At 57.3% G+C, this 22,836-nt stretch carries 19 protein-coding genes; 5 read left to right on the top strand and 14 right to left on the bottom strand.

Going from position 1 to position 22,836, the window contains the following annotated elements; genetic code table 11:
- Window positions 1-76: 76 nt before the first annotated feature.
- The 7 genes from M8006_RS16070 to doeA form a co-directional block, all read right to left on the bottom strand.
- Window positions 77-754: a haloacid dehalogenase type II gene (locus M8006_RS16070; RefSeq protein ID WP_250083965.1), complete on the bottom strand. Its 678-nt coding sequence runs from the start codon at window positions 752-754 to the stop codon at window positions 77-79.
- 169 nt (window positions 755-923) lie between these two features.
- Window positions 924-2,357 (bottom strand): aminotransferase, encoded by a 1,434-nt coding sequence (locus M8006_RS16065; RefSeq protein ID WP_250083963.1) that lies wholly within the window; start codon window positions 2,355-2,357, stop codon window positions 924-926.
- Between the two features lie 158 nt (window positions 2,358-2,515).
- Complete coding sequence (locus M8006_RS16060) at window positions 2,516-4,012, bottom strand: NAD-dependent succinate-semialdehyde dehydrogenase (protein ID WP_250083961.1); 1,497 nt, start codon at window positions 4,010-4,012, stop codon at window positions 2,516-2,518.
- A 195-nt stretch (window positions 4,013-4,207) separates the two neighbouring features.
- Entirely contained in the window at window positions 4,208-4,441 is a 234-nt protein-coding gene (locus M8006_RS16055) for a cupin domain-containing protein (RefSeq protein WP_430886844.1), read from the bottom strand.
- A gap of 232 nt (window positions 4,442-4,673) precedes the next feature.
- Window positions 4,674-5,150: an Lrp/AsnC family transcriptional regulator gene (locus tag M8006_RS16050; RefSeq protein WP_250083992.1), complete on the bottom strand. Its 477-nt coding sequence runs from the start codon at window positions 5,148-5,150 to the stop codon at window positions 4,674-4,676.
- Between the two features lie 17 nt (window positions 5,151-5,167).
- Window positions 5,168-6,199 carry a N(2)-acetyl-L-2,4-diaminobutanoate deacetylase DoeB gene (gene doeB, locus M8006_RS16045; RefSeq protein ID WP_250083959.1) on the bottom strand — a complete coding sequence of 344 codons (1,032 nt, stop codon included), beginning with the start codon at window positions 6,197-6,199 and terminating at the stop codon, window positions 5,168-5,170.
- A 25-nt stretch (window positions 6,200-6,224) separates the two neighbouring features.
- Window positions 6,225-7,424, bottom strand: coding sequence for an ectoine hydrolase DoeA (doeA, locus tag M8006_RS16040; protein ID WP_250083957.1), 1,200 nt, complete (start codon window positions 7,422-7,424; stop codon window positions 6,225-6,227).
- A 230-nt stretch (window positions 7,425-7,654) separates the two neighbouring features.
- Between doeA and M8006_RS16035 the strand changes: the two genes are divergently transcribed.
- The 5 genes from M8006_RS16035 (at window position 7,655) to M8006_RS16015 (ending at window position 12,320) form a co-directional block, all read left to right on the top strand.
- Window positions 7,655-8,593, top strand: coding sequence for a 2-hydroxyacid dehydrogenase (locus M8006_RS16035; RefSeq protein ID WP_250083955.1), 939 nt, complete (start codon window positions 7,655-7,657; stop codon window positions 8,591-8,593).
- Between the two features lie 117 nt (window positions 8,594-8,710).
- On the top strand, window positions 8,711-9,277 hold the full coding sequence (locus M8006_RS16030) for an isochorismatase family protein (RefSeq protein WP_250083952.1): 567 nt from the start codon (window positions 8,711-8,713) through the stop codon (window positions 9,275-9,277).
- Window positions 9,274-10,623 (top strand): nicotinate phosphoribosyltransferase, encoded by a 1,350-nt coding sequence (locus M8006_RS16025; protein WP_250083951.1) that lies wholly within the window; start codon window positions 9,274-9,276, stop codon window positions 10,621-10,623. Before M8006_RS16030 ends, M8006_RS16025 begins: the two co-directional genes overlap by 4 nt.
- 63 nt (window positions 10,624-10,686) lie before the next feature.
- Complete coding sequence (locus M8006_RS16020; protein WP_250083949.1) at window positions 10,687-11,379, top strand: hypothetical protein; 693 nt, start codon at window positions 10,687-10,689, stop codon at window positions 11,377-11,379.
- Between the two features lie 8 nt (window positions 11,380-11,387).
- Window positions 11,388-12,320, top strand: a complete 933-nt coding sequence (locus tag M8006_RS16015; protein ID WP_250083947.1) for a LysO family transporter — start codon at window positions 11,388-11,390, stop codon at window positions 12,318-12,320.
- Between the two features lie 54 nt (window positions 12,321-12,374).
- On the opposite strand, the gene M8006_RS16010 is transcribed toward M8006_RS16015, so the two are convergent.
- The 7 genes from M8006_RS16010 to M8006_RS15980 all read right to left on the bottom strand — a co-directional run bounded on the left by M8006_RS16010 (window position 12,375) and on the right by M8006_RS15980 (window position 22,759).
- A complete protein-coding gene (locus M8006_RS16010; RefSeq protein WP_250083944.1) occupies window positions 12,375-14,567 on the bottom strand; it encodes an OsmC domain/YcaO domain-containing protein in 2,193 nt (730 codons plus the stop codon).
- Window positions 14,568-14,671: 104 nt separating this feature from the next.
- On the bottom strand, window positions 14,672-15,076 hold the full coding sequence (locus M8006_RS16005) for a ribonucleotide reductase subunit alpha (RefSeq protein ID WP_250083942.1): 405 nt from the start codon (window positions 15,074-15,076) through the stop codon (window positions 14,672-14,674).
- 60 nt (window positions 15,077-15,136) lie between these two features.
- Window positions 15,137-15,949: a peptidylprolyl isomerase gene (locus M8006_RS16000; protein ID WP_250083939.1), complete on the bottom strand. Its 813-nt coding sequence runs from the start codon at window positions 15,947-15,949 to the stop codon at window positions 15,137-15,139.
- A 12-nt stretch (window positions 15,950-15,961) separates the two neighbouring features.
- Window positions 15,962-16,645, bottom strand: a complete 684-nt coding sequence (gene narI, locus M8006_RS15995) for a respiratory nitrate reductase subunit gamma (protein WP_250083937.1) — start codon at window positions 16,643-16,645, stop codon at window positions 15,962-15,964.
- A 12-nt stretch (window positions 16,646-16,657) separates the two neighbouring features.
- A complete protein-coding gene (gene narJ, locus M8006_RS15990; protein ID WP_250083936.1) occupies window positions 16,658-17,446 on the bottom strand; it encodes a nitrate reductase molybdenum cofactor assembly chaperone in 789 nt (262 codons plus the stop codon).
- Window positions 17,439-19,001: a nitrate reductase subunit beta gene (narH, locus tag M8006_RS15985; RefSeq protein WP_250083934.1), complete on the bottom strand. Its 1,563-nt coding sequence runs from the start codon at window positions 18,999-19,001 to the stop codon at window positions 17,439-17,441. The genes narJ and narH overlap by 8 nt, the downstream gene beginning before the upstream one ends.
- Window positions 18,998-22,759: a nitrate reductase subunit alpha gene (locus tag M8006_RS15980; RefSeq protein ID WP_250083990.1), complete on the bottom strand. Its 3,762-nt coding sequence runs from the start codon at window positions 22,757-22,759 to the stop codon at window positions 18,998-19,000. The genes narH and M8006_RS15980 overlap by 4 nt, the downstream gene beginning before the upstream one ends.
- Window positions 22,760-22,836 lie beyond the last annotated feature (77 nt).

The following is a 22,836-nucleotide window of genomic DNA, read 5'->3' as shown; positions in this document are numbered from 1 at the left end:
CTGATTCCGGTTTCGTGGTGTATGAAACGTGCCCTATTATGCGCGGCAACCGTATCAATGGACAACCGCGCGATGCCTATCGCAGCAAGCGCTCGGCCAGGGTGTCTAAATCAACGACGGTCATGTCCGGCTCAATGCCCCAGGGGTCGAACGGGGCATCCGAACTTCGGCGTACCCAGGCGCTACGAAGCCCGGCGTGGGTTGCACCAATCACATCGAACGGGTTGCTGGAAATCAGCCATGTTTGTTCCGGGCGGGTTTCCAAACGTGTACGCAAGTAAGCGTAAACTGCAGGGTCGGGTTTAAAGCGCTTCACGTCATCGACGCTAATCACGTCGTCCATGTGGTGCAAGACGTCGGCGCGTTCGAGTAGCTTTTCTACCGCGTCACGAGTGCCATTGGAAAACGCTACGCAACGCATGCCCGCCCCGCGCAGGGTATCCAATGCAGGTGCCACATCGGGAAAGGCAGGAAGCTCGGCGTAAACGGCCATCAGGTGGTCCTGGTCGTTATCGGTGAGGCCGGTTTGTAGTGCGCGGTCGGTGAACACCAGCGCTTCGCGGGTACATTCAGAAAACGGCAAGTAGTAGCCCATTAAGCCGTGTCGGAAGCTGTATTCCAGCTGCTTATCGCGCCAGCGGCGGGCAAACTCAGCCGCTTTTTCCGGCTGTGTCAGGCGCCTTTCAAGCTCCGCGGTGACGCCTTGGGTATCAATCAAGGTGCCGTAAACATCAAAAGCAATCACGGGTTGCATACATGCTCCTTTCCTTTAACGCGTAAACCGCACGATGTGTACAGCATAGCCAACACTTTACCAGCCGACCTTTAAAAAAACGCCGCCACCCTATCAAGGAGCAGCAGCGTTTTCATAAGTAGGTTATCACGTGAGTTGCCGTCTCGGTGCGTTACCGACTCGGTGGCGACTAGATCGTCAGCGCAGCTTCTTTTTGCCCTTGTTTGAGATCGCCCGAGCGCGAAAGCTCATCGGTGACACGGTCAATCGCCCGTTTGGCACGGCCTATCATGTCATCCACCTCATCGCGATTGATGGTCAGCGGCGGGGCAAAACCGAGAATGTCGCCTTGCGGCATGGCGCGCGCAATCAGATTTTCTTCCAATGCGGCGGCGGAAACCCGCGGACCCACTTTCAGCAACGGGTCAAAGTGGAGGCGCTGCTTCGCATCGGGAGAGAATTCCAGCGCCGCCATCAAGCCCACGCCGCGCACATCACCCAGTAGCGGATGGCCATCAAAAGTAGCCTTGAGCTGCTGTTGGAAGTAAGCGCCGGTTTCCGCGGCATTGCCCACCAAGTTTTCGCGCTCAATGATGTCCAGATTAACAAGCGCTGCTGCGCAGCCTAGCGCGTGACCAGAGTACGTCCAACCGTGGCCGATGGGACCGTATTCCCCCGTGCCTTGCTCCAGCACTTTCCATACTTTATCGCTGACGATGACGCCGGAAAGCGGCTGATAGGCGCTGGTTAACCCTTTGGCGATGGTGACCAAATCGGGCTGGATGTTGTAGTGGTGGCTGCCAAAATCAGAGCCGGTACGGCCAAAACCACAGACCACTTCGTCGGCAATCAAGAGCACATCGTACTTATCCAGCACGGCTTGAATTTCGCCCCAGTAACCTTCTGGCGGCGGCACAATGCCACCGGTGCCGAGCACTGGCTCACCGATAAAGGCCGCGACGGTATCCGGGCCTTCTTCGAGAATCATCGCTTCGAGCTTTTCGGCGCAGAACGAGGAAAATTCGCGCTCGGTCATGCCGTGCTGCTCAGCGGCGCGGTGGTAGTAGTACGGCGCTTCGGTATGGCGGATGGTGTCAATCGGCAGATCGAAGTGATCATGAAACGCTTTAAGACCGGTCAGCGAGCCGGAGGCAATGCCAGAGCCGTGATAACCGCGCATGCGCGAGATGACCTTTTTCTTCTGCGGACGGCCAAGCACGTTGTTGAAATAGCGCACAATTTTAAGTTGCGTTTCGTTGGCGTCACTGCCTGACATGCCGTAATACACCTTGGACATGTTCATGCCGACGATTTTCACAATACGCTCGGAAAGCGCAATTTGCGGCTCGTTCGAGTGGCCTACATAGGTGTGATAGTACGAGAGTTCCAAGGCTTGCTTGTAGATCGCCTCGGCGACTTCCGTGCGGCCATAGCCGATGTTCACACAGTAAAGCCCGGCAAAACCGTCGATAAACTCGCGGCCGTCTTTATCGACGATATTGATGCCTTTGCCGCCGGTAATCACACGCCCCGGCGCGTCGCCGTGGGCGAAGTCGCGCAAATGGGTAGAGGCGTGGAAGGTCACGTGACGGTCGCGGTCGACTAAATCCTGATGCAAGCTCATGGTGTTCTCTCTTATCAATAAAGGACGTATCGCCCGACAAGTCGGGCTCCTACAAAACCTTGTGCCAGTTATCCGCTGTAGGAGCCCAATTCACTGGGCGATACGGTTTGGGTTTGCCCGATAAATCGGGCTTCTACAACCTCAAACGCGTATCTCGTTTAACTACCCGACACCGATCCCAGCGCGCCTAAGCAGTAGTATTTGGTTTCCAGATACTCATCAATACCGCAAGTGCCGCCTTCACGACCAAGGCCGGATTGCTTCACACCGCCAAAGGGCACCGGCGGGCCTGTCATCTTCACCGAGTTGACCGACACCATGCCGAATTCGAGCGCGCGCAACAGCTTCCAGATACGGCGGATATCGTGAGTATAAATATAAGCGGCAAGGCCATATTCGGTATCGTTGGCGAGTTCAATGACCTCGTCATCGTCGGCGTAGGGCGTGATGCCGGCGATAGGTGCGAAGCTCTCTTCTTGCCACAGACGCATATCGCGGGTGATCCCAGTGAGCAACACCGGCATGAAGTAGTTAGCACCCGGCGCTTGGCTTTGGTCGCCCGCCACCAGTGTGGCGCCTTTGGAAATGGCGTCATCGACAATGCCCGCGGCTTTTTCGACCGCTTGGCCGTGAATCAACGGGCCGAGGTCAATTTCGCTTTCCAAGCCGTTACCCACGGTAAGCGCGGCCATGCGTTCGGCAAAGTACTCAACGAATTCATCGTGGATGGATTCGTGCACCAAAATACGGTCTGCGGCCAGGCAGTCTTGCCCGGCGGTTTGGAACTTAGCCGCCACGGCCGCGAGCGCCGCTTCTTTCGGGTCCATATCCGGCCCGACGATAAAGGGCGCATCGCCGCCAAGCTCTAATGCGAGCCGCTTAATGGTAGGCGCGCTTTGCTCCATCAAGATCCGCCCGACACGGGTGGAGCCGGTGAACGATAGCGCCCGGATACGCGGCTCGGCGCACAGAATCTTGGATACCTCGGGCGGGTCGCCCAGCACCACGTTAAAGATGCCTTCTGGAATACCCGCGCGCTCGGCGAGCTCCGCCAGCGCCAGCGCCGAGAACGGCGTTTCATTAGCGGGTTTGACGATCACCGGGCAACCCGCGGCCAAGGCGGCGGCGGCTTTGCGCGTAATCATCGCCAGCGGAAAGTTCCACGGCGTGATCATGGCTGATATGCCCACCGGCTCCTTGATAGTGCCGAGTGACGCATTGGGGATCGGGCTGGGAATCGTCTCGCCGTAAGTGCGCTTGCCTTCTTCGGCGAACCAACGCACGAAGCTGGCGCCGTACTGGACCTCACCGCGTGAATCTGGCAGCGGTTTGCCTTGCTCCAGCGTCATAATGGTGGCCAGGTCTTCGCGGTTAGCTTGAATCAGATCGTACCAGGCAAGCAAACGCTCGCAGCGCTCATCGGCACGCAGGGCACGCCAGTGGACGAAGGCTGCTTCAGCGGCATCCACCGCCGCGGTAATTTGCTCGGCTTCCAACAGGGGAATATGGCCTATCGCTTCCCCCGTGGCCGGGTCGGTCACCGCTTCTTCGCGGCCACCCTCGCCATGGGTCCATTTGCCGTTTACGTAGGCGTACTGGCGGAAAAGGCGTGGATCTTCCAGGCGCTTTGCGAGTGTCGTGGATAGTGTCGTCATGGGAACCTCCCCCGTTATCAATGCGAGCAAAAAGCAAAACGGCCAGCGTGGCCGTTTGCGTTTTGATGTGTTCAGGGTAAGGGAGAAAGCACACGAAGTGCTTTTGAAAGGCCACTCAATAAGCGACACTTTTTCTGTGAAACGTCTCTTTAGCGTGGTTTTTTTTGGCAGCGGCGTTTTCCGCCATCAGCCGGGTTAAGCAGCGCCGTCCGGTAACCGTAAACCTCGGTGACATCCAGTGTTCGAAGGAAATCCAGAGCGCAGTGGAATAGCGGTCACGTGGAGTGCCTTTTCCTGCTCAGGGTGGACGTGCCACACAACAACGACAGAGTCGTTGGTTGCCAGAACAACCGAACGAATCGGTTCGCCGTTAAACGGACGAACATATTCACCCACCGAAAAAATCCGCGATTCCGTTTCTACTTTCATGTTCACACCTCATTTAAAACAGCGTATAAGCACAAAAGCCTTACTCATAAACCATTGTTTTGCTTTTTTTTACAGTTATTTTACTCAGAAATATGAGCACTCATATTACAAAGCCCTGCCGAAAAAACGCGCATTGTGAGCTAAAGGCCCCGTGAATATGTGATGTCGTTGATGGCCGCTTTAGGTCGTCTGCTGCCCTTATCAGCGCTTCACTTTACCCTCGCGCCATTAATCACAGGAAGTCTTCCGCGATAACATCGGGTGTGGACTGCTTAACCATCTTGGTCACGATATACGTACAATAGCGTTCGATGCCCACGTCGGAGACCAACCACTGATCCATCAGGCGTTGGTAACTATCGATAGAACGTGCCTCAAACTTCACCAGGTAATCCACCCCGCCACCCACGGCAACACACTCGGTGACTTCTGGGGTTTGCATCACCAGCGCTTCGAAGGCCTTGAAGCTATCAGCGTCGTGTTTTTTCAGCTCAATTTGTACCCATACCGGGTTGTGCGGCACCAGTATCTGGGTATCGATGCGCGCGCTGTAGCCTTGAATAATGCCCGACTGCTCTAGCCGCTTGACGCGCTCCCAGCAGGGGCTAACGGAAAGGTTGATCGCCGCGGCTAGCTTGGATTTGGTGATCCGCCCGTCGCGGGAGAGAATTTCCAGAATTTTGACATCGTATCGGTCGAGTTTGGTCATGATCATTGCGACAACGCCTAGGCGTTAAGGCGCTCCACCACATCGGCAATCACCGCGAGCGTATCGCCCATATGAATCAACGCGGGCGCGCGCCGCGCCATCAGCACGCCATCACGCTCGGCGCGGTAGGCCACCGGCTCGGTGCCGCTGCGGGTCATGTCGTACACGTAGGCAATCGTCTGGCCTTTTTTTACTTCATCGCCAAGGGCAACCAGAAGTTCCAACACGCCTGAGTGCTGGCTTTGCACGTAGCAGCTGGCATCGGGCATATCGAGATACACCTGCTCGCTTTCCGGCATGTCGACCTTACCCGCCACCAGGCCGTAGTGAATCAGGAAGTTACGCACACCGCGCTCGGTAATCGCCATGCTTGCCGGCGTGGAGGTGCCGCCGCCGCCAAGCTCGGTGGCAACAAAAACTTTACCTTGGCGTTCGCAGGCGGTATCGAAGAGTTTTTCCGCATCGAGCTCAAACATCACCATGGCGTAAGGCGCGCCAAACGCTTTAGCACCGTCGAGCGCTGCCTGCTGCTGGTTTTTATCGTCCAGCACATGGGAGGCGGCAAACGGCAGGATATCCAGCGTGCGTCCGCCGGAATGCAAATCCAGTACCACGTCGCTCATCGGCACCAGTACGCGGGTGAAGTAGTCGGCGATCTGCGCGGTGGCACTGCCGTTGGGATCGCCGGGGAAGCTGCGGTTCATATTACCGCCGTCAAGTCCGGAGGTCCGTTTGCCCGCCATCACCGCCGGGGTGTTCATGCACGGCACGATAATGACCCGCCCGGTGACGTCTTCCGCTTTCAGCGTCGAAGAAAGTTTTAACAATGACGTGATGCCTTCGTACTCATCGCCGTGATTGCCGCCCGTGAGAAGTGCCGTGGGGCCTTCACCGTTTCTCACCACGGTGACCGGAATCATCACCGCCCCCCAGGCGGATTCATCGGTAGAGATCGGCAGCTTCAAAAAGCCGTGCTGTACGCCATCGGCGTCAAAATCCACAGTGGCGGAAACAGGGCTGGGCCGCACTGGGCTGGGTTGATCGGTCATGGAATGTTCCTTTTGGTACAAGCGGCTATTTGACAAATAGCTGGCGCGGGAAATTGGCCAGCGTCTCGCAGCCATCCTCGGTGATCAGAATGCTCTCGGTGATTTCCAGCCCCCAATCTTCCACCCACAGGCCGGGCATAAAGTGAAACGTCATGCCGGGCTTCAGGATAGTCTCATCTGACGGACGCAAACTCATGGTGCGCTCGCCCCAGTCAGGCGGATAGGAAATACCAATCGGGTAGCCGCAACGCGCACCGCCGCGGTCAAAGCCGTATTTATCCATCGCCGAACCTAGCGCCATGGCGATATCGGCGGTGCGGTTACCAGGCTTGGCGACGGCGAGGCCGTTATCGATACCTTCTAAGAGCGCGGACTCAGCACGCAGGAAGTCCCTGGGCGGGGAACCTAAATAGACCGTGCGTGACATCGGCGCGTGGTAGCGTTTGTAAACGCCAGCGATCTCGAAAAACGTGCCCTCGCCTTTACGAAACGGGGAGTCATCCCACGTCAGGTGCGGGGCAGCAGCGTCTTTGCCGGTGGGAAGCATAGGCACGATCGCCGGGTAGTCGCCGCCGAACACTTGGCCCTTGTCATCCACGTAGCCTTCAATACCCACCCGGTAAATTTCGGCGACTAATTTGCTTTTGGGTAGCCCCGGTTCGATCACTTCCAAAATCCGCGAGTGCATGCCTTCCACGATTTTCGCCGCAATGCGCATGTAGGTGATTTCTTGGGGCGATTTAATCGCGCGGCACCAGTTAACCAGGCCATTAGCGTCCATAAAGCTTGCGTGGGGCAATTCGCGCAGCAGGCTCTGATACGCCTTGGCGGTGAAATAGTAGTTATCCATTTCCATGCCGACAACACCCTCGTGCCAGCCGCGGTCGGGCATAATCGACTGCGCTAGATACTCCATCGGGTGCATCTCTGGGTTCTGGACGTAGTAATCCGGGTAGTAGGTGATATTTTCGGGATCAATCCAACACGTCAACAGCGCGCCGTTGGCATCCATACGGCGTCCGAACCATACCGGTTCGCCTTCAAGGCCTACCAGCACGCACTGATGCACATAAAACGACCAGCCATCGTAGCCAGTCAACCAAGCCATGTTCGAGGGGTCACTCACGATAATCACGTCAATGCCACGGCCAGCCATTTCAGCGCGCACCTTCCACAGCCGATTCGCGTACTCTTCGCGTGTGAAAGGCAGAGATACCTCAGTCATTGGGCTACTCGCCGTTAAAGATCACCAAGAACCGAAAAAGCGACACACGTCGCTTTTTCGGGCCACACAATCGACCCTTGCCATCGCCGCAGTAGGCCCGCCAATGTCGTCTTAAGCCGATACTAGCACCCCCCCTTGGTTGCCGGTCAAAGCCTTTATGACAAAAAGTCCATTCACTCGTGATAGCGTAGACATTGAGGGTCAATAACACCGAGCCAAAGGGAGCTAAAATGAAAATCGTCGTACATATTAAAGGCGAAACCGAGCAGTGGCGAGAAGCACTGGCAAAGGCTTTCCCCGAGGCCGACGTCATCACTAGCGAAGCACCAACCGAGGCGCGCCTAAACGCCGATTATCTCGCGGCGTGGAAACCACCCGAACACTTGCTGCGCGAACAGATCCAGCTTAAAGCAATCATCAACTTAGGTGCCGGGGTCGATTACCTGTTGCGCACGCCAGGGCGCCCGCAAGGCGTGCCCATCGTCAAGCTGCGCGACGCTGGCATGGGCGAACTAATGGCCGATTACGTGCTGTACGGCGTGCTGTATTTCTATCGCAGCTTTGACCGCTACGCCAATCAGCAACCCCAAGCACATTGGCGGCCGCATCCGGTCGTGGAAAAGTCGCAATGGCCGGTAGGCATTCTGGGTCTTGGCGCCATTGGTACCCGTGTCGCCGAGACGCTTAGCCAGGCGGGTTTTCCTACCCTCGGCTGGAGCCGCTCGCCCAAACGGATCGACGGCGTTAGCTGCCACCACGGTGATGACGGTTTAAACCATGTACTCAACCAAGCCCAAACGCTGGTCACCCTGCTGCCGGATACCGCCGAAACGCATGGGATCATCAACGAAAAGCGCCTAGCAAAGCTACCCGACGGCGCCAGCGTGATTAATCCCGGCCGCGGTTCGCTGATCGATGAAAGCGCTTTGTTGGCGGCGCTTGGCGCGCACGACACCTTGGGTCACTTGCGTGGGGCAATACTAGACGCATTCGCTGAGGAGCCGCTACCCGAAGAGAATCCGTTGTGGCAGCACCCAAAGGTGACGATCACACCGCACATGTCAGCCCCCACACCGCTTAATGCTGCAATCGACCAAGTCATTGCCTACTTGCGCGCTTTTGAGGCCGGCGAGAAGGTGAAAACGATCAACCCCAGCGACGGCTATTGAATCAACCCGCCGACGACGCCATACAGACGTATAGAGAGGCGAAACGCGACAACGCCGTGGCTGTCTCACTCACTAAAGATCGACCACCGGAACACATGCCAAGGAGATTGATCGACGATGAAGACACCCACGACTTATCAACGCAACGACGCGCTACTGGTCGTTGATATGCAAAATGATTTCTGTGAAGACGGTGCGCTTGCCATTGACGGTGGCAGTGCTTTGGTGCCTGGCATTAATGCCGAAATCGACACGGCACGCAACGCGGGGGCGATGGTTATCGCCTCCCGCGATTGGCACCCAGTCGATCACGTAAGTTTCGAGCACCGCGGCGGCCCCTGGCCCGTTCACTGCGTTCAAGATACACCAGGGGCCATTTTTCATCCTGAGCTCGCCCTGCCTGATGAAGTGATTCGTGTCAGCAAGGCTACCGCGTTCAATGCCGATGCCTACTCAGCGTTTGACGGCACGGGGCTGGGTGAGTACCTGCGCGAAAAAGGCGTGGAGCGCGTGGTGATTTGTGGGCTCGCGCTTGATGTCTGCGTTCACGCGACGGTATTAGCCGCCTGCCGCGAAGGCTTTAACACCGTGCTATTGGAAGCGTTATCCGCGGCGGCTGATCCTGATGCCATCGACGGTTGCCGCCGTGAAATGCAGGATGCCGGTGCGGAGATACGCGCATGAGCGAACTCATAACGCCAAGTGTTGCCGACGACGAGCTGGCACTATTAATCGACCTCTACCAGCTGACGATGACCCAGGCCTATTGGAAAGAATCGCTGCACGAAACGCCGACCACGTTCAGCTTGTTTTTCCGCAAACTGCCCGCCTCGCGGCGCTTTATCCTGGCCTGTGGGCAGCAACATGCCGCCGCGATGCTAAGCCAGCTTCGCTTTAGCGACACCGCCATTAAACGGCTACAAGACACGCAAATGTTTGACGCTGGCTTTCTCGACTGGCTGGCGAATTGGCGCTTCGAGGGCGACATTTGGACGGTGCCGGAAGGCACGCCACTGTTCCCCAACGAACCCCTGCTCGAAGTCGATGCACCGATCGGCCAAGCGCAGCTTCTTGAAAGCCTCGTGATGAACTTAGTGCAGCTGGAAACCACTCTCGCCACCAAAGCCGCGCGTATTACTTGGGCCGCGGGCGATCATCCCGTGGTGGATTTCGGCATGCGTCGCATGCACGGCATTGATGCCGCCGTTCGCGGCGTGCGCGCCTATAAAACCGCCGGGATTCACGGCACCAGCAACGTGCTCGGCGGGCTGCGCCACGGTTTAGCCCTAAACGGCACCATGGCCCACAGCTACATTCTCGCCCACGATGACGAGCGCGATGCCTTCCGCGCTTTTGCCCGCCATTACGCCAACACCACGCTACTAGTGGATACTTACGACACCTTAACCGGCGTTGAGCGGGTGATTGATTTGCTGCGTGAAGCGCCGTCACTCACTGTTGGCGCGGTACGCCTAGATTCGGGCGATTTAGGCGGTCTCGCCAAGCGTGCCCGCGCCCTACTCGACGACGCAGGTCACCCCGACATCAAGATCATCGCCAGCAGCGGTTTGGATGAGCATAGCATTGCTGAGCTTATCGACGATGAGGCGCCAATTGATGCCTTTGGTGTTGGCACGCAAATGGGCGTCTCCGCCGATGCGCCGGTGATCGATCTTTCCTACAAATTAGTCGAATATGCGGGCCAACCTCGGGTAAAATACTCGACCGGCAAAGTTAACCTTCCCTCACGCAAACAAGTGTACCGCCGCCAAGACGCCCAAGGGCACTATTGTGGCGATGTGATCGCTTTGCGCGATGAAACCGGCCTTGACGGCGAAGCGCTATTAACCCCCCTTGTGAAAGGCGGCGAGTTGCAAACGGCGACCCTAACGAAGGCAGAAAATGCACCTGCCCGTGTGCGTGAAGCCCTTCACCACTTCCCGTCTCACGTTACCGCCCTGGAAGAAGGCGAAAGTCGTTATACGGTCGACCTTAGCCCCGCGCTTCGCGACTTAGCATCGAATGTCTGATCGCGCGATTTCGGTTGCTGGGCAATCGCAAGTACGCTTTCCACCCCCTTTAGGAGAAACGCTATGCGCATTGCCCACTTTTATGCTTTATGGCTGATGCTAGCCGCAGCTAGTGCTGGCGCCAACGGTAATGACACCGCCTCACGCGCCGTGCTCCAGCCGTTCGAAGCTGAGTATCGGCTGGAGGTTCGCGGCTGGCCAAGCGCCACGATTACCCATCGACTCGTTGAGGAAGAGCACCACTGGTTAAGCGACATGCGTTTTTCAGTGACCGTTGCGCGTGGCCATGAGAGCAGCCGTTTTACCCTGATAGACGGCCAAGCGCACTCGCTGATGTACGAAAGCGGCTATTCGTTACTGGGCATTGGTGACAGCCACCACCTACGTGAAGCCGATATTCCTTCGCTGGACAGGCAGGCCGCCATTATCGATCTCGCCCGCCGCGCCGAAAGCGAAAACTGCACACAAAACGCGCCTTGCGATGTTAATTTCGTCGATCATCGCGGCCGCGATGAGTACTTTCAGTACTATTCACTGCCGCCCGATAGAGAGGATTTAGCCCGTATCAGCGTCCCCGCTGGCACCTTTGACGCCCACTCGGTAGTCTTGCTCGATGTTGAAAAACCCGATCGTCAGATTCGCATCAGCTATCACGCGGACTACCCTGGGTTGATTCTCCAGGCGATTTACCAAAAAGATGGCAAACGCGATACCCAAATTACGCTGACCCAACTGAGCGAGCACGGAGGCAATTAAGGCTCATTATGTTTTCTGGTTTAATCATTGTGTTACTGCCGCTGGTGCTGGGGTACTTAGTCCCTGTGCGCCAGCCCCACTGGCAAGCTTTCATCAACCATGCAGTCAACGGCTCGGTCTATGTGATTTTGCTGCTGATGGGTGTAAGCCTCGCGGGGCTTGAGAACCTTTCATCACAACTTTCACGTTTAGGCGGTAATGCGCTGCTGCTCTTTAGCATCACCACGGCCTTTAACCTCGCCGCGCTCTGGTGGCTTTCACAGCGTATGGCGCTGAAAGCAGGCATTTCGCCGGTGGTGAAAGACGCCCCCACCAGCAAACTCGCCGCCATGCAAGGCTCTCTTTTACTGGTTATCGTGGTGGCATTTGGGGTAACGCTTGGCGTGTTGCTCGGCCCACAGCTCGGGGAAGCGCTTTTCGACAACGCCGATAGGCTGGCGGAGTGGGCACTCTACGCGCTGCTGGCCCTGATTGGCTGCCAGTTACGCAATTCTGGCATGCCGCTAAAGCAGATTCTGCTCAACCGGATGGGGTTGGCCATTGCGCTCACCTTGGCGGCAAGCTCTTTACTCGCCGGGCTTTTGGCGGCACCGCTGCTCGCGCTTGAGTGGAACGAAGGGCTTGCCATGGCGTCGGGGTTTGGCTGGTACTCGCTTTCAGCCATTCTGATTGGCGACCACCTCGGCCCACTGATGGGCGGGGTCGCGTTTTTCAACGACCTCACCCGCGAGCTTCTGGCGTTTATTTTGATTCCGCTGGTCATTCATCGCCATACCGCGCTGGCGATTGGTTACGGCGGCGCCACCTCGATGGATTTCACTCTGCCGGTGATTCAACAGCACGGCGGCGTCGCCTGCGTGCCCATCGCCGTGGTCAGCGGGTTTATCCTGTCGCTGCTTTCGCCGCCGCTGATTCTGTTTTTTCTGTCTTTATCCGCTTAACGCGGTTTCGGGGTAGCGCTTGGTTATAACGCTAGGCTACCCCGTGTTGCCGCGTTAAACGGCAATTCCCGCCTTGGCGGCGCGGGCGGCATGGAGCTTTTTGTAGCTATCGATCAGGCGCTGGTGCCGCTCTAGCCCGTCTAACCCCATGCCGATGGGCTCCAAGCCGTAAAAGCGCTCGCTTCCCTCAACCGAGCCCACCACCGCTGCCATGGTGTTGTCACCAAACATGCGCTGGAAATTGGGTAAATAATCGGCTAAGTCGAGCTCATCATCGAGCACGATTTCCAACACCGCCTGCATCGCTTGGTAGAACAGCCCGCGCTCGACGGTATTGTCGTTGTACTGCCGAAACATTTCGACGTATTCCAGCGCATCTTCATGGCGCTCAAGGGCCAGATAGATCAGAAGCTTCAGCTCCAAAATCGTGAGCTGGCCCCAGACGGTGTTTTCGTCGAACTCGATGCCGATCAGGGTGATAATATCGCTATGCTCGTCGACCTCGATCTCTTCTAGCCGCGCGACGAGATGCTCAAGCTGAGCGTCACTTAAACGATGCAGGTTGAGGATATCTTCGCGAAACACCAGCGCTTTGTTGGTGTTATCGATGATCAGGTCTTCCAGCGGGTACACCTCGGAGTAGCCCGGCACCAGAATCCGACATACCGGCGCGCCGAGGTCCTCGTGCACCGCCATGTACACCTCTGCGCCCAATTCTTCAAAGATGCCGAACAACGTGGCGGCTTCTTCTTCGTTCGTCCCCGAGAAGTCCCACTCGCAGAAATCAAAATCAGCCAGAGCACTGAAAAAGCGCCAGGACACCACGCCCACTGAGTCGATAAAGTGCTCGACGAAGTTATTCGGCTCGGCGACCGTTTGCGCGTTAAAGGTCGGCTGCGGCAGGTCATTTAAGCCCTCAAAACTGCGGCCTTGCAGCAGCTCGGTTAGGCTGCGCTCCAGCGCGACCTCAAAGCTTGGGTGGGCGCCGAAAGAAGCGAACACGCCGCCGGTGCGCGGATTCATCAGCGTCACACACATCACCGGGAACTGCCCGCCCAAGGAAGCGTCTTTGACCAGCACCGGGAAGCCCTGGGCGTCTAGCGCATCAATGCCTTCCCGTATCTGCGGGTATTTGGCTAACACCTCGCGCGGCACGTCCGGCAGTGTCATTTCCTGCTCAATGATTTCGCGCTTCACCGCGCGTTCGAAAATCTCGGAAAGGCACTGCACCTGTGCTTCGGCCAGCGTGTTGCCCGCGCTCATGCCATTGCTGAGAAACAGGTTCTCGATCAGGTTGGAGGGGAAGTAGACCGTCTCACCGTCGGATTGACGCACATAGGGCAGCGAGACAATGCCACGATCCGCGCGGCCGGAGTTGGTGTCGATCAAATGCGAGCCGCGCAGTTCGCCTTCGGGGTTATAGATTTCTCGGCAGTGCTCATCCAGGATTTCCGCGGGCAGCGCATCAGCAGGCCCCGGCTGAAACCACTTCTCATTGGGATAATGAACGAAGGTGCTGCCCGCGATCTCCTCGCCGAAAAACTGATCGTTGTAAAAGAAATTGCAGCTTAGTCGCTCGATAAACTCACCCAGCGCCGAGCAAAGCGCGCTCTCTTTGGTCGCACCCTTGCCGTTGGTAAAACACATCGGCGAGGCGGCATCGCGAATGTGCAGCGACCACACGTGCGGCACGATATTGCGCCAGGAGGCGATTTCTATCTTCATGCCGAGACCGGCGAGCATCGCACTCATGTTGGCGATGGTATCTTCCACCGGAAAATCCTTGCCTTCGATATAGGTACGCGAACCACCATCCGGCGCGCCCATCAGCAGCGCCTGGGCGTCCTCGTCGATGTTCTCGACGGTTTCGATTTGGAATTCAGGCCCCATCTGCACGACTTTTTTCACCGTGCAGCGATCGATGGAGCGCAGAATGCCCTGACGATCTTTGTCAGAAAGATCTTCGGGCAGCTCAACCTGGATTTTGAAAATCTGCTTATAGCGATTTTCCGGGTCGACAATATTATTCTGCGATAACCGGATGTTCTCGGTGGGAATATCGCGGGCGTTACAGTACACCTTCACAAAGTAGGCCGCGCACATAGCCGAAGACGCCAGAAAATAATCGAACGGGCCAGGCGCTGAACCGTCGCCTTTGTAGCGGATCGGTTGGTCGGAGATAACCGCGAAATCGTCGAATTTAGCCTCCAAACGGAGGTTGTCGAGATAGTTGACTTTGATTTCCATGAGCGGGGCCTAGATAGGTAATAATGAAGATGGCGCGCGTTCGCGCTCGTTGCGCGCCATTATCCAGTTTTTACCCCGCGGCGTCTTGGGTAACGACCCGCATGTTAGTGAACGTGAGGGGTGGTCAGCTCAATCGCATCGCCTTGCCGGTTGAAGGCGACCATACGGCCGATATCGCCCATCTGCACGGCGCTGACCAAATGGGAAAGCCGTGACTCGATCACGTCCTCGCTACCGGGATGATCCATCGCGGCGACCAGGGCAATATCCCAATCAATGCCGGTGGCTTTGGATTCTTCTGCTAGCACGGCCATATTATCGAGCTCCGTCGGGCACTTATCCACGCACAACACCGGCGTCAACACGCCACCTTCTCCACGCTGGACGCTTTCGCGCTGGGCATCCGAAGGGAAGTCTGGCAGTTCCGCACGCGTAAGCACAAACAGCAGGCGCTGGGGCACGGGTTGAAGGCGCGCTTCTTGAATCAAATCGTCTAAGGTCGTCAGCATGATCGCCTCTGTTAAATGAGATACTTAGGTATCATCCCGAAAAGAGCCTGAGCACCTTCGCTACTGCATCAAGGCGCCGCCGCTATCGTCATCCAGCGCCACGCCTTCGACGCCGATGTCGGCTTCCAGCGCCAGTAAGTAGTGACGCAGACCGCGCCGGGTTGCTTGCTCGTGTAGGCTGCGGCGCACTTGGTCAGCCACCGCGTTATAAGGCAAGCGTTGGCCCTCTTCGCGCGCGTCGACCATGACAAGGTGCCAGCCGAAACGCGAGGCGATGGGGCGATCGTGCAGGCCTTGCGGCAAATGTTGCAGCGCGTGGTCAAGCTCGGCCACGGTCTGCCCCGGTGACAGCCACCCAAGCTCACCCCCCTGCTCATTCGATGGACAAGCAGAATAACGCTGAGCGAACTCGGTCAACCGCTCAGGATGCTGAGCTAGCGTTTCCAACAGCTCAACACCCTGATGGTATTGAGTATCGCGCGCTTCGGCATCGTCCGGCGCGGCGGCGAGCAAGATGTGACGCGTCTTTACCCGCGTAGGCTCGCAAAAACGTGCCGGATGGCTAGCGTAAAAACGCTCGCAGTCATCTTCGGAGGGCTCGGGCACCGCAAGCTCTTGCTCTAGTAGCGCCGCAATCGCTTGATCATCGACGTCGGCATCCGCTTCAACAAGCCCTAGCCTTTCAGCGCGTTGACGTAAAAGCTCCCGCACGACCAGCGCACGGGCGGCTTTGAGCTGCGCGGTCCCCGCGCTGTCCGCGGGGTGGTACTGCATTTCGTGTGCAATGTCGCTGTCTAAAATATACCTACCACCGACGCTCACCGGTGGCGGCGTGGCCGCCCCCGGTAGCTGTTCAATATCAATCATCTGCATGACGAAAACTCCTTAGCCTCTACGGCGTACCAGTTGATAACGACGAGTCACGTAGCCAAACGGCACGCTCCAGACGTGTACCAGACGGGTAAAAGGGAATAGCAGGATGATCGTCATCCCCAAGAAAATATGCAGTTTGAAAATCCAGGAAACATCGGCCATGTAATCCGCTGCACCGCCGCTGAAAAAGATGATCGACTGCGCCCAGCTAGAGAGCGTCAGCATCATTTCGCCATCGAGGTGGCCGAGCGAGAAGATCACGGTGAACAGTCCCAGACCTGCCTGAAACACGATAAGCGCCAAGATCAGCGTGTCCATGCGGCTAGAGGATGCCCGCACGCGCGGGTTGAAGATTCGCCGATGGAGCAGCATAGCGCCGCCTATCAAACAGGCAACACCGGCGGCGGCGCCAACGATGATGGCGATAAGCTGCTTGGTGCCCGCATGCAGAAACGGTGCATACACCCAGTGAGGGGTCAGCATACCGACCAGGTGACCAAAGAAGATCACAATGATACCAACGTGAAACAAATTGCTCGCCAGGCGCATGTTTTTTGACGACAGCATCTGGCTAGAGCCGGTTTTCCAGGTGTACTGGCCGTGGTCATAACGCAGCAGGCTGCCGAGCAAAAACACCGTGCCCGCCAGGTACGGGTAGTAACCATAGATCAAATGTTGCAGGTATTCGCTAAACATGACGGTTCTCCTTTAGCGATCGCTTAAGCCACGACCGGCGGGGTCGCTGCTCGGCATGATATTGATGGGGTCACTCGGCACACTATGCTTACGCTCGGCTAGCCGACGCCCTTCGGCGGACTGCAGCGCGCAGTTCTGGTCAGATTCAGCGGAGAAACGCACCGCCTCTTCTTCCCACACGGCATCCAGCGCTTCCGGCGTGTCGTCAGGCGCTTCGGTTTTCACCTCGTCGCGGTGCGTACCGACGTCGTCTTCAGCCCCGGTCAGTGCTAGCAGGGCATAAGGCGCTAAGGCGTAATCCGTCTCGCGCTCCTCCAAACGCGCCGTAAGAAGCGCCAAGATATGACGAATTTCGCCCAACCAGCGCGCGATTTCTCCTTCCGGCCGTGTGGAAAGGTACTCTAGAAACAGTGGCAGGTAGTCAGGCAGCTCGCGCGCGTCTAGCTCGAACCCGGCGTCTTGATACTCGTTCATCAAATCAACCATGGCTTGACCGCGGTCGCGTGACTCGCCGTGAACGTGTTCAAACAGCAACAGCGAGACCGAACGCCCCTTGTCGAATAGCGCGACGTATTCTGCCTGCAACGCTAAAAGCTCGCTGTCGGCAATCTGCTGGCACCATGCCATCATTTTAGTGCGCAGCGCGGGTTTCCAACGTTTTTCCGCCTCGATAAGCTCAATCAACTCACCAGCGGCTTGCTGTAGCTCGGCGGTTGGATAATCCAGCAACCGCGCCAGTACACGTAGGCTGAGCATTTCGTCATGCTGCTCCGGCAGCCAGTTTACGGCAGCATTACCCATGACGGACCTCCTCACTTTGCGCCTGCGGATCAAAGCTCTCGACGGGCTGTACTAAAGTGGACGTGGTCGAGCGGCCATTGAACAGGCTGGATGAGCTCTCGCCGTGGCAGCCATCGCCGAAACTGAAGCCGCAACCGCCGCGCTCGGGGAACGCGTCGGTGGCCATTTCGCGGTGGCTCGTCGGAATCACGAAGCGATCTTCGTAATTAGCAATCGCTAGGTAGCGGTACATTTCTTCAACCTGGGCTTGAGTCAAATCCACCTCGTCTAGCACCTCGGTATTGGCGTTGCCTTCGACGTGCTTGCCGCGCATGTAAAGGCGCATCGCCATCAACCGCTTGAGCGCCAGCACCACGGGCGCTTCTTCACCGGCGGTGAGCATGTTGGCCAGATACTTCACCGGAATGCGCAGCGACTCGATCTTGGGCATGACGCCGTCAAACTCGACCTTGCCGTCTTCTGCGGCAGACTGAATCGGTGAGAGCGGCGGCACGTACCACACCATCGGCAGCGTGCGATATTCCGGGTGCAGCGGCAGCGCTAAGCCCCAATCCATTGCCAGCTTATAGACCGGCGACTCTTGCGCGGCCTTGATCACGTTATCGGTGATCCCGTCTTTTTTCGCTTGGGCGATCACTTCCGGGTCGTTCGGGTCGAGGAAGATTTCGCGCTGGCGGTGGTAAAGATCCTGCTCGCTGGGCGAACTTGCCACCTCTTCGATGCGGTCGGCGTCGTAGAGCAACACCCCCAAATAGCGGATACGTCCCACACAGGTTTCCGAACAGATCGTCGGCTGGCCCGATTCAATGCGCGGGTAGCAGAAAATACACTTCTCGGATTTACCGCTTTTCCAGTTGTAGTAGATCTTCTTGTACGGGCAGCCGGAGATACACATCCGCCAGCCACGGCACTTGTCCTGGTCGATCAATACGATGCCATCTGCTTCCCGCTTGTAAATCGCTCCGCTCGGGCAGCTCGCCACACAGGTCGGGTTCAAACAGTGCTCGCACAAACGCGGCAGGTACATCATGAAGGTGTTTTCAAACTGACCGTAAATATCGGCCTGCACCTTCTCAAAGTTCATATCCTTGCAACGCTTGGCGAATTCGGTACCCAGAATTTCTTCCCAGTTGGGTCCCCATTCGATCTTTTTCATCCGCTCACCGGTGATCAGCGAACGCGGACGCGCCACGGGCTGGTGCTCACTCTGCTTGGCCGTGTGCAGATGCTGATAATCAAAGGTGAACGGCTCGTAGTAATCATCCACTTCGGGCAGATCCGGGTTGGCGAAAATATTCGCCAGTACCCGCCATTTACCGCCGATGCGTGGCTCGATTTTGCCATCGGGCTTGCGCATCCAGCCGCCTTTCCATTTGGCCTGGTTCTCCCACTCTTTGGGGTAACCGATACCGGGTTTGGTCTCGACGTTGTTGAACCAGGCGTACTCGACGCCTTCGCGGCTGGTCCAGACGTTTTTGCACGTCACCGAGCACGTGTGACAGCCGATGCACTTATCAAGATTGAGGACCATGCCTACTTGCGAGCGAATCTTCATTTCACGGCCTCCTGGACGTAATCGTTACCTTCGCCATCGAGCCAGTCGATGTGCTTCATCTTGCGCACCAGCACAAACTCATCGCGGTTAGAGCCCACGGTGCCGTAGTAGTTAAAGCTGTAAGAGAGCTGCGCATAGCCGCCGATCATGTGCGTCGGTTTGGGGCAAACGCGGGTGACCGAATTGTGAATGCCGCCGCGTGTGCCGGTAACCTCGGAACCAGGCACGTTCACCTGACGCTCCTGGGCGTGGTACATCATCACCATGCCGTTCTTAATGCGCTGACTCACCACCGCGCGGGCGGCGATCGAACCGTTGGCGTTATAAACCTCGATCCAATCGTTGTCCTCGATGCCAATGTCTGCAGCGTCGTCTTCAGACAGCCACACCACCGGGCCACCGCGATTGAGCGTCAGCATTAGCTGGTTGTCGGAGTAGGTTGAGTGAATGCCCCACTTCTGGTGCGGCGTCAGGAAGTTAAGCGCCTTGCTCTTGTAGCCGTTATCCGCCGGGAGCTGGAAATTCTCCGCCGCTTTGGTGTTAATCGGCGGGCGATAGACCAAAAGGCTCTCACCGAAATCACGCATCCAGGCGTGGTCTTGATAAAGCTGCTGACGCCCACTCACCGTGCGCCACGGAATCAGCTCGTGGACGTTGGTGTACCCGGCGTTGTAGGAGACGTGCTCGTCTTCGAGACCCGACCAGGTGGGGCTTGAGATAATTTTGCGCGGTTGCGCGACGATATCGCGGAAACGAATCTTTTCGTCTTCTTTCGGGTGCGCAAGATGGGCATGCTCTCGACCGGTGATCTTGGACAGCGCTTCCCAGGCCTTGACGGCGACTTGGCCGTTGGTTTCTGGCGCAAGCGTCAACACGGTTTCGGCCGCGTCGATAGCCGACTCAATGCACGGGCGACCTTTTGAGGAACCTTCAAGCTTCTGCTTATTAAGCTTGCCGAGAAGTTCGACTTCGGTATCGGTATTCCAGCTAATGCCTTTACCGCCGTTGCCAAGTTTTTCAAGCACCGGACCAAGCGAGGTAAAGCGCTCGTAGGTCTCGGGATAGTTACGCTGCACTTCCACCAGCGCTGGCATGGTTTTACCGGGAATCGGCTCGCACTCGCCTTTTTTCCAGTCTTTGACATCCACCTGGGCCAACTCCCCAGGGGAGTCATGCTGCAGCGGCAGCGTCACCAGGTCAGTCTCTTCTCCCAGATGGCCAACGCAGGCCTTGGAGAACGCCTTGGCGATGCCTTTGTAGATATCCCAGTCGCTGCGCGACTCCCACGCCGGATCGGTGGCCGCGGTCAGCGGATGAATGAACGGGTGCATATCCGAGGTATTGAGATCGTTCTTTTCGTACCAGGTCGCCGTCGGCAGCACGATATCTGAGTAGAGACAGGTGGTCGACATGCGGAAATCCAGCGTCACTAGCAGGTCAAGCTTGCCTTCCGGCGCCTCGTCGTGCCATGTCACCTCTTCCGGCTTTTGACCGCCGAAATCCCCCAGGTCCCTGCCCTGAATACCGTGACGAGTGCCGAGCAGGTACTTAAGCATATACTCGTGGCCCTTGCCGGAGCTGCCGAGCAAGTTGGAGCGCCAGATGAACATATTACGCGGGAAGTTTTGCGGGTTATCCGGGTCTTCCGCGGCAAAGGCGAGCTCGCCTTTTTTCAGCTGCTCGACAGCATACTCTTTGGTGGCCATTCCCGCGGCTTTGGCCGCGTCCGCGATACGCAACGGGTTGGTGCCCAGTTGCGGCGCGGAGGGTAGCCAGCCCATACGTTCGGCACGCACGTTGTAATCAATTAGGCTACCGGTGTGGCGTGAGGTATCCGCCAACGGGGAGAGAATCTCTTTAATCTCCAGCTTTTCGTAGCGCCACTGCGACGAGTGACTATAGAAAAATGAGGTTCCGTTCATGTGGCGCGGCGGCCGCGTCCAGTCAAGACCAAAGGCAAGCGGCAGCCAGCCGGTTTGCGGGCGCAGCTTTTCTTGGCCAACGTAGTGGGCCCAGCCGCCACCGCTTTGACCAATACACCCGCACATGATCAGCATGTTGGTCAGGCCGCGGTAATTCATGTCCATGTGGTACCAGTGGTTCATCCCGGCACCGACAATGATCATGCTGCGGCCTTGGGTCTTATTGGCGTTGTCGGCAAATTCCCGGGCGATGCGCTCGGCCTGCTGGGCAGGTACGCCGGTAATTTTTTCCTGCCAGGCCGGGGTATAAGGCTTGACCTGATCGTAAGACGTTGCGCCGTCGTCTTCGTCTTTTTTACCCAAGCCACGATCAATGCCGTAGTTGGCACACATCAGGTCAAAGACGGTGACCGCCAGAATCTGACTACCGTCTGCCTTCTGCATTTTCTTAGCGGGCAGGCAGTGGTGAAGGCGGTCGCCGCTTGCACCTTCCACGTGCTCGAAATGCTCGTGAGCGATGCCACCAAAGTAGGGGAAAGCCACCCGAGCAACCTCATCATGGGCCTTGGCCAAGGTCAGTAGCGGCTTGATTGCTGCGCCGTCGGCATCCAGCGGCTCCAGGTTCCACTTACCCTGGTTGACCTCTTCCTCATTCCAGCGGAAACCAATAGAGCCCCGCGGCACCACCAGCTGATCGCGGTTTTCATCCCACGCGAGCGTTTTCCATTCGGGGTTGTTGTCTTGGCCTAGGTTGTCGGCAAAATCTGCCGCACGCAGCTGACGGCCTGGCACCAAGGTGCCGTCTTCGCGCGTCTCCAGCTCAACCAGACACGGCATATCCGTATACTGACGCACATAATCGGTAAAGTAGGCGCTGGGGTTCTCCAAGTGGAATTCTTTGAGAATCACATGCCCCATCGCCATGGCCAGCGCCGCATCGGTACCCTGCTTGGCGCTCATCCATTCATCGGTCAGTTTGGAGACTTCGGCGTAATCCGGCGTGATCGAGACCGTTTTGGTGCCTTTGTAACGAACTTCGGTGAAGAAGTGAGCATCCGGCGTGCGCGTTTGCGGCACGTTGGACCCCCAGGCGATGATATAGCCCGAGTTATACCAGTCGGCGGATTCAGGCACGTCGGTCTGCTCGCCCCAAGTCTGGGGGCTAGCGGGCGGTAAATCGCAGTACCAGTCGTAGAAACTCAGGCAAACACCGCCAATCAGCGACAGGTAACGACTTCCGGCAGCGTAGCTGACCATCGACATCGCCGGGATCGGTGAGAACCCCATGATGCGATCCGGCCCGAATTGCTTGGCGGTGTATACGTTAGACGCCGCAATCAGCTCATTGAGTTCGTCCCAGTTCCCCCGCACAAAGCCTCCCATGCCTCGTGCGCGCTTGTACTCCTTGGTTTTTACCGGATCAGTGACAATGTATTCCCAGGCGTCCACCGGGTCTTTTTTAAGCTCAAGCGCTTCACGCCACAGTTTCAAAAGTGGCTTACGAACCAGGGGGTACTTCAAGCGGTTGGCGCTGTACATGTACCACGAATAGCTGGCACCTCGCGGACAGCCGCGCGGCTCGTGATTGGGGAGATCAGGACGGGTGCGCGGGTAGTCGGTCTGCTGGGTTTCCCAGGTCACCAGGCCATTTTTGACGTAGATTTTCCAGCTGCACGAGCCGGTGCAGTTCACGCCGTGGGTCGAGCGCACGATTTTGTCGTGCTGCCAGCGACGGCGGTAGCTATCTTCCCACTGGCGATCTTCTTGGCGAACTTCGCCGTGTTCATTAGGGCGTGTTGACGTTTGATCGAAGATGATTTGGCAGGATAGGGGCAAGCTCGCAGAATAGAGGTTCTCACGCCAACAAACTGCGAGCTTGCGATGCCCCGACAAATGCTCACGGATGAACACTG

This window comes from Halomonas llamarensis (assembly GCF_023555005.1).
Taxonomy (GTDB): Bacteria; Pseudomonadota; Gammaproteobacteria; order Pseudomonadales; family Halomonadaceae; genus Vreelandella; species Vreelandella llamarensis.
The sequence above is the reverse complement of the archived record's forward strand: the minus strand, read 5'-3'. Positions and strand labels throughout refer to the sequence as shown.

Excerpts from the sequence above, each read along its gene's own strand:
- M8006_RS16070 (WP_250083965.1), bottom strand. The coding sequence starts at position 754 with ATGCAACCCGTGATTGCTTTTGATGTTTACGGCACCTTGATTGATACC.
- M8006_RS16065 (WP_250083963.1), bottom strand. The coding sequence starts at position 2,357 with ATGAGCTTGCATCAGGATTTAGTCGACCGCGACCGTCACGTGACCTTC.
- M8006_RS16060 (WP_250083961.1), bottom strand. The coding sequence starts at position 4,012 with ATGACGACACTATCCACGACACTCGCAAAGCGCCTGGAAGATCCACGC.
- M8006_RS16055 (WP_430886844.1), bottom strand. The coding sequence starts at position 4,441 with ATGAAAGTAGAAACGGAATCGCGGATTTTTTCGGTGGGTGAATATGTT.
- M8006_RS16050 (WP_250083992.1), bottom strand. The coding sequence starts at position 5,150 with ATGACCAAACTCGACCGATACGATGTCAAAATTCTGGAAATTCTCTCC.
- doeB (WP_250083959.1), bottom strand. The coding sequence starts at position 6,199 with ATGACCGATCAACCCAGCCCAGTGCGGCCCAGCCCTGTTTCCGCCACT.
- doeA (WP_250083957.1), bottom strand. The coding sequence starts at position 7,424 with ATGACTGAGGTATCTCTGCCTTTCACACGCGAAGAGTACGCGAATCGG.
- M8006_RS16035 (WP_250083955.1), top strand. The coding sequence starts at position 7,655 with ATGAAAATCGTCGTACATATTAAAGGCGAAACCGAGCAGTGGCGAGAA.
- M8006_RS16030 (WP_250083952.1), top strand. The coding sequence starts at position 8,711 with ATGAAGACACCCACGACTTATCAACGCAACGACGCGCTACTGGTCGTT.
- M8006_RS16025 (WP_250083951.1), top strand. The coding sequence starts at position 9,274 with ATGAGCGAACTCATAACGCCAAGTGTTGCCGACGACGAGCTGGCACTA.
- M8006_RS16020 (WP_250083949.1), top strand. The coding sequence starts at position 10,687 with ATGCGCATTGCCCACTTTTATGCTTTATGGCTGATGCTAGCCGCAGCT.
- M8006_RS16015 (WP_250083947.1), top strand. The coding sequence starts at position 11,388 with ATGTTTTCTGGTTTAATCATTGTGTTACTGCCGCTGGTGCTGGGGTAC.
- M8006_RS16010 (WP_250083944.1), bottom strand. The coding sequence starts at position 14,567 with ATGGAAATCAAAGTCAACTATCTCGACAACCTCCGTTTGGAGGCTAAA.
- M8006_RS16005 (WP_250083942.1), bottom strand. The coding sequence starts at position 15,076 with ATGCTGACGACCTTAGACGATTTGATTCAAGAAGCGCGCCTTCAACCC.
- M8006_RS16000 (WP_250083939.1), bottom strand. The coding sequence starts at position 15,949 with ATGCAGATGATTGATATTGAACAGCTACCGGGGGCGGCCACGCCGCCA.
- narI (WP_250083937.1), bottom strand. The coding sequence starts at position 16,645 with ATGTTTAGCGAATACCTGCAACATTTGATCTATGGTTACTACCCGTAC.
- narJ (WP_250083936.1), bottom strand. The coding sequence starts at position 17,446 with ATGGGTAATGCTGCCGTAAACTGGCTGCCGGAGCAGCATGACGAAATG.
- narH (WP_250083934.1), bottom strand. The coding sequence starts at position 19,001 with ATGAAGATTCGCTCGCAAGTAGGCATGGTCCTCAATCTTGATAAGTGC.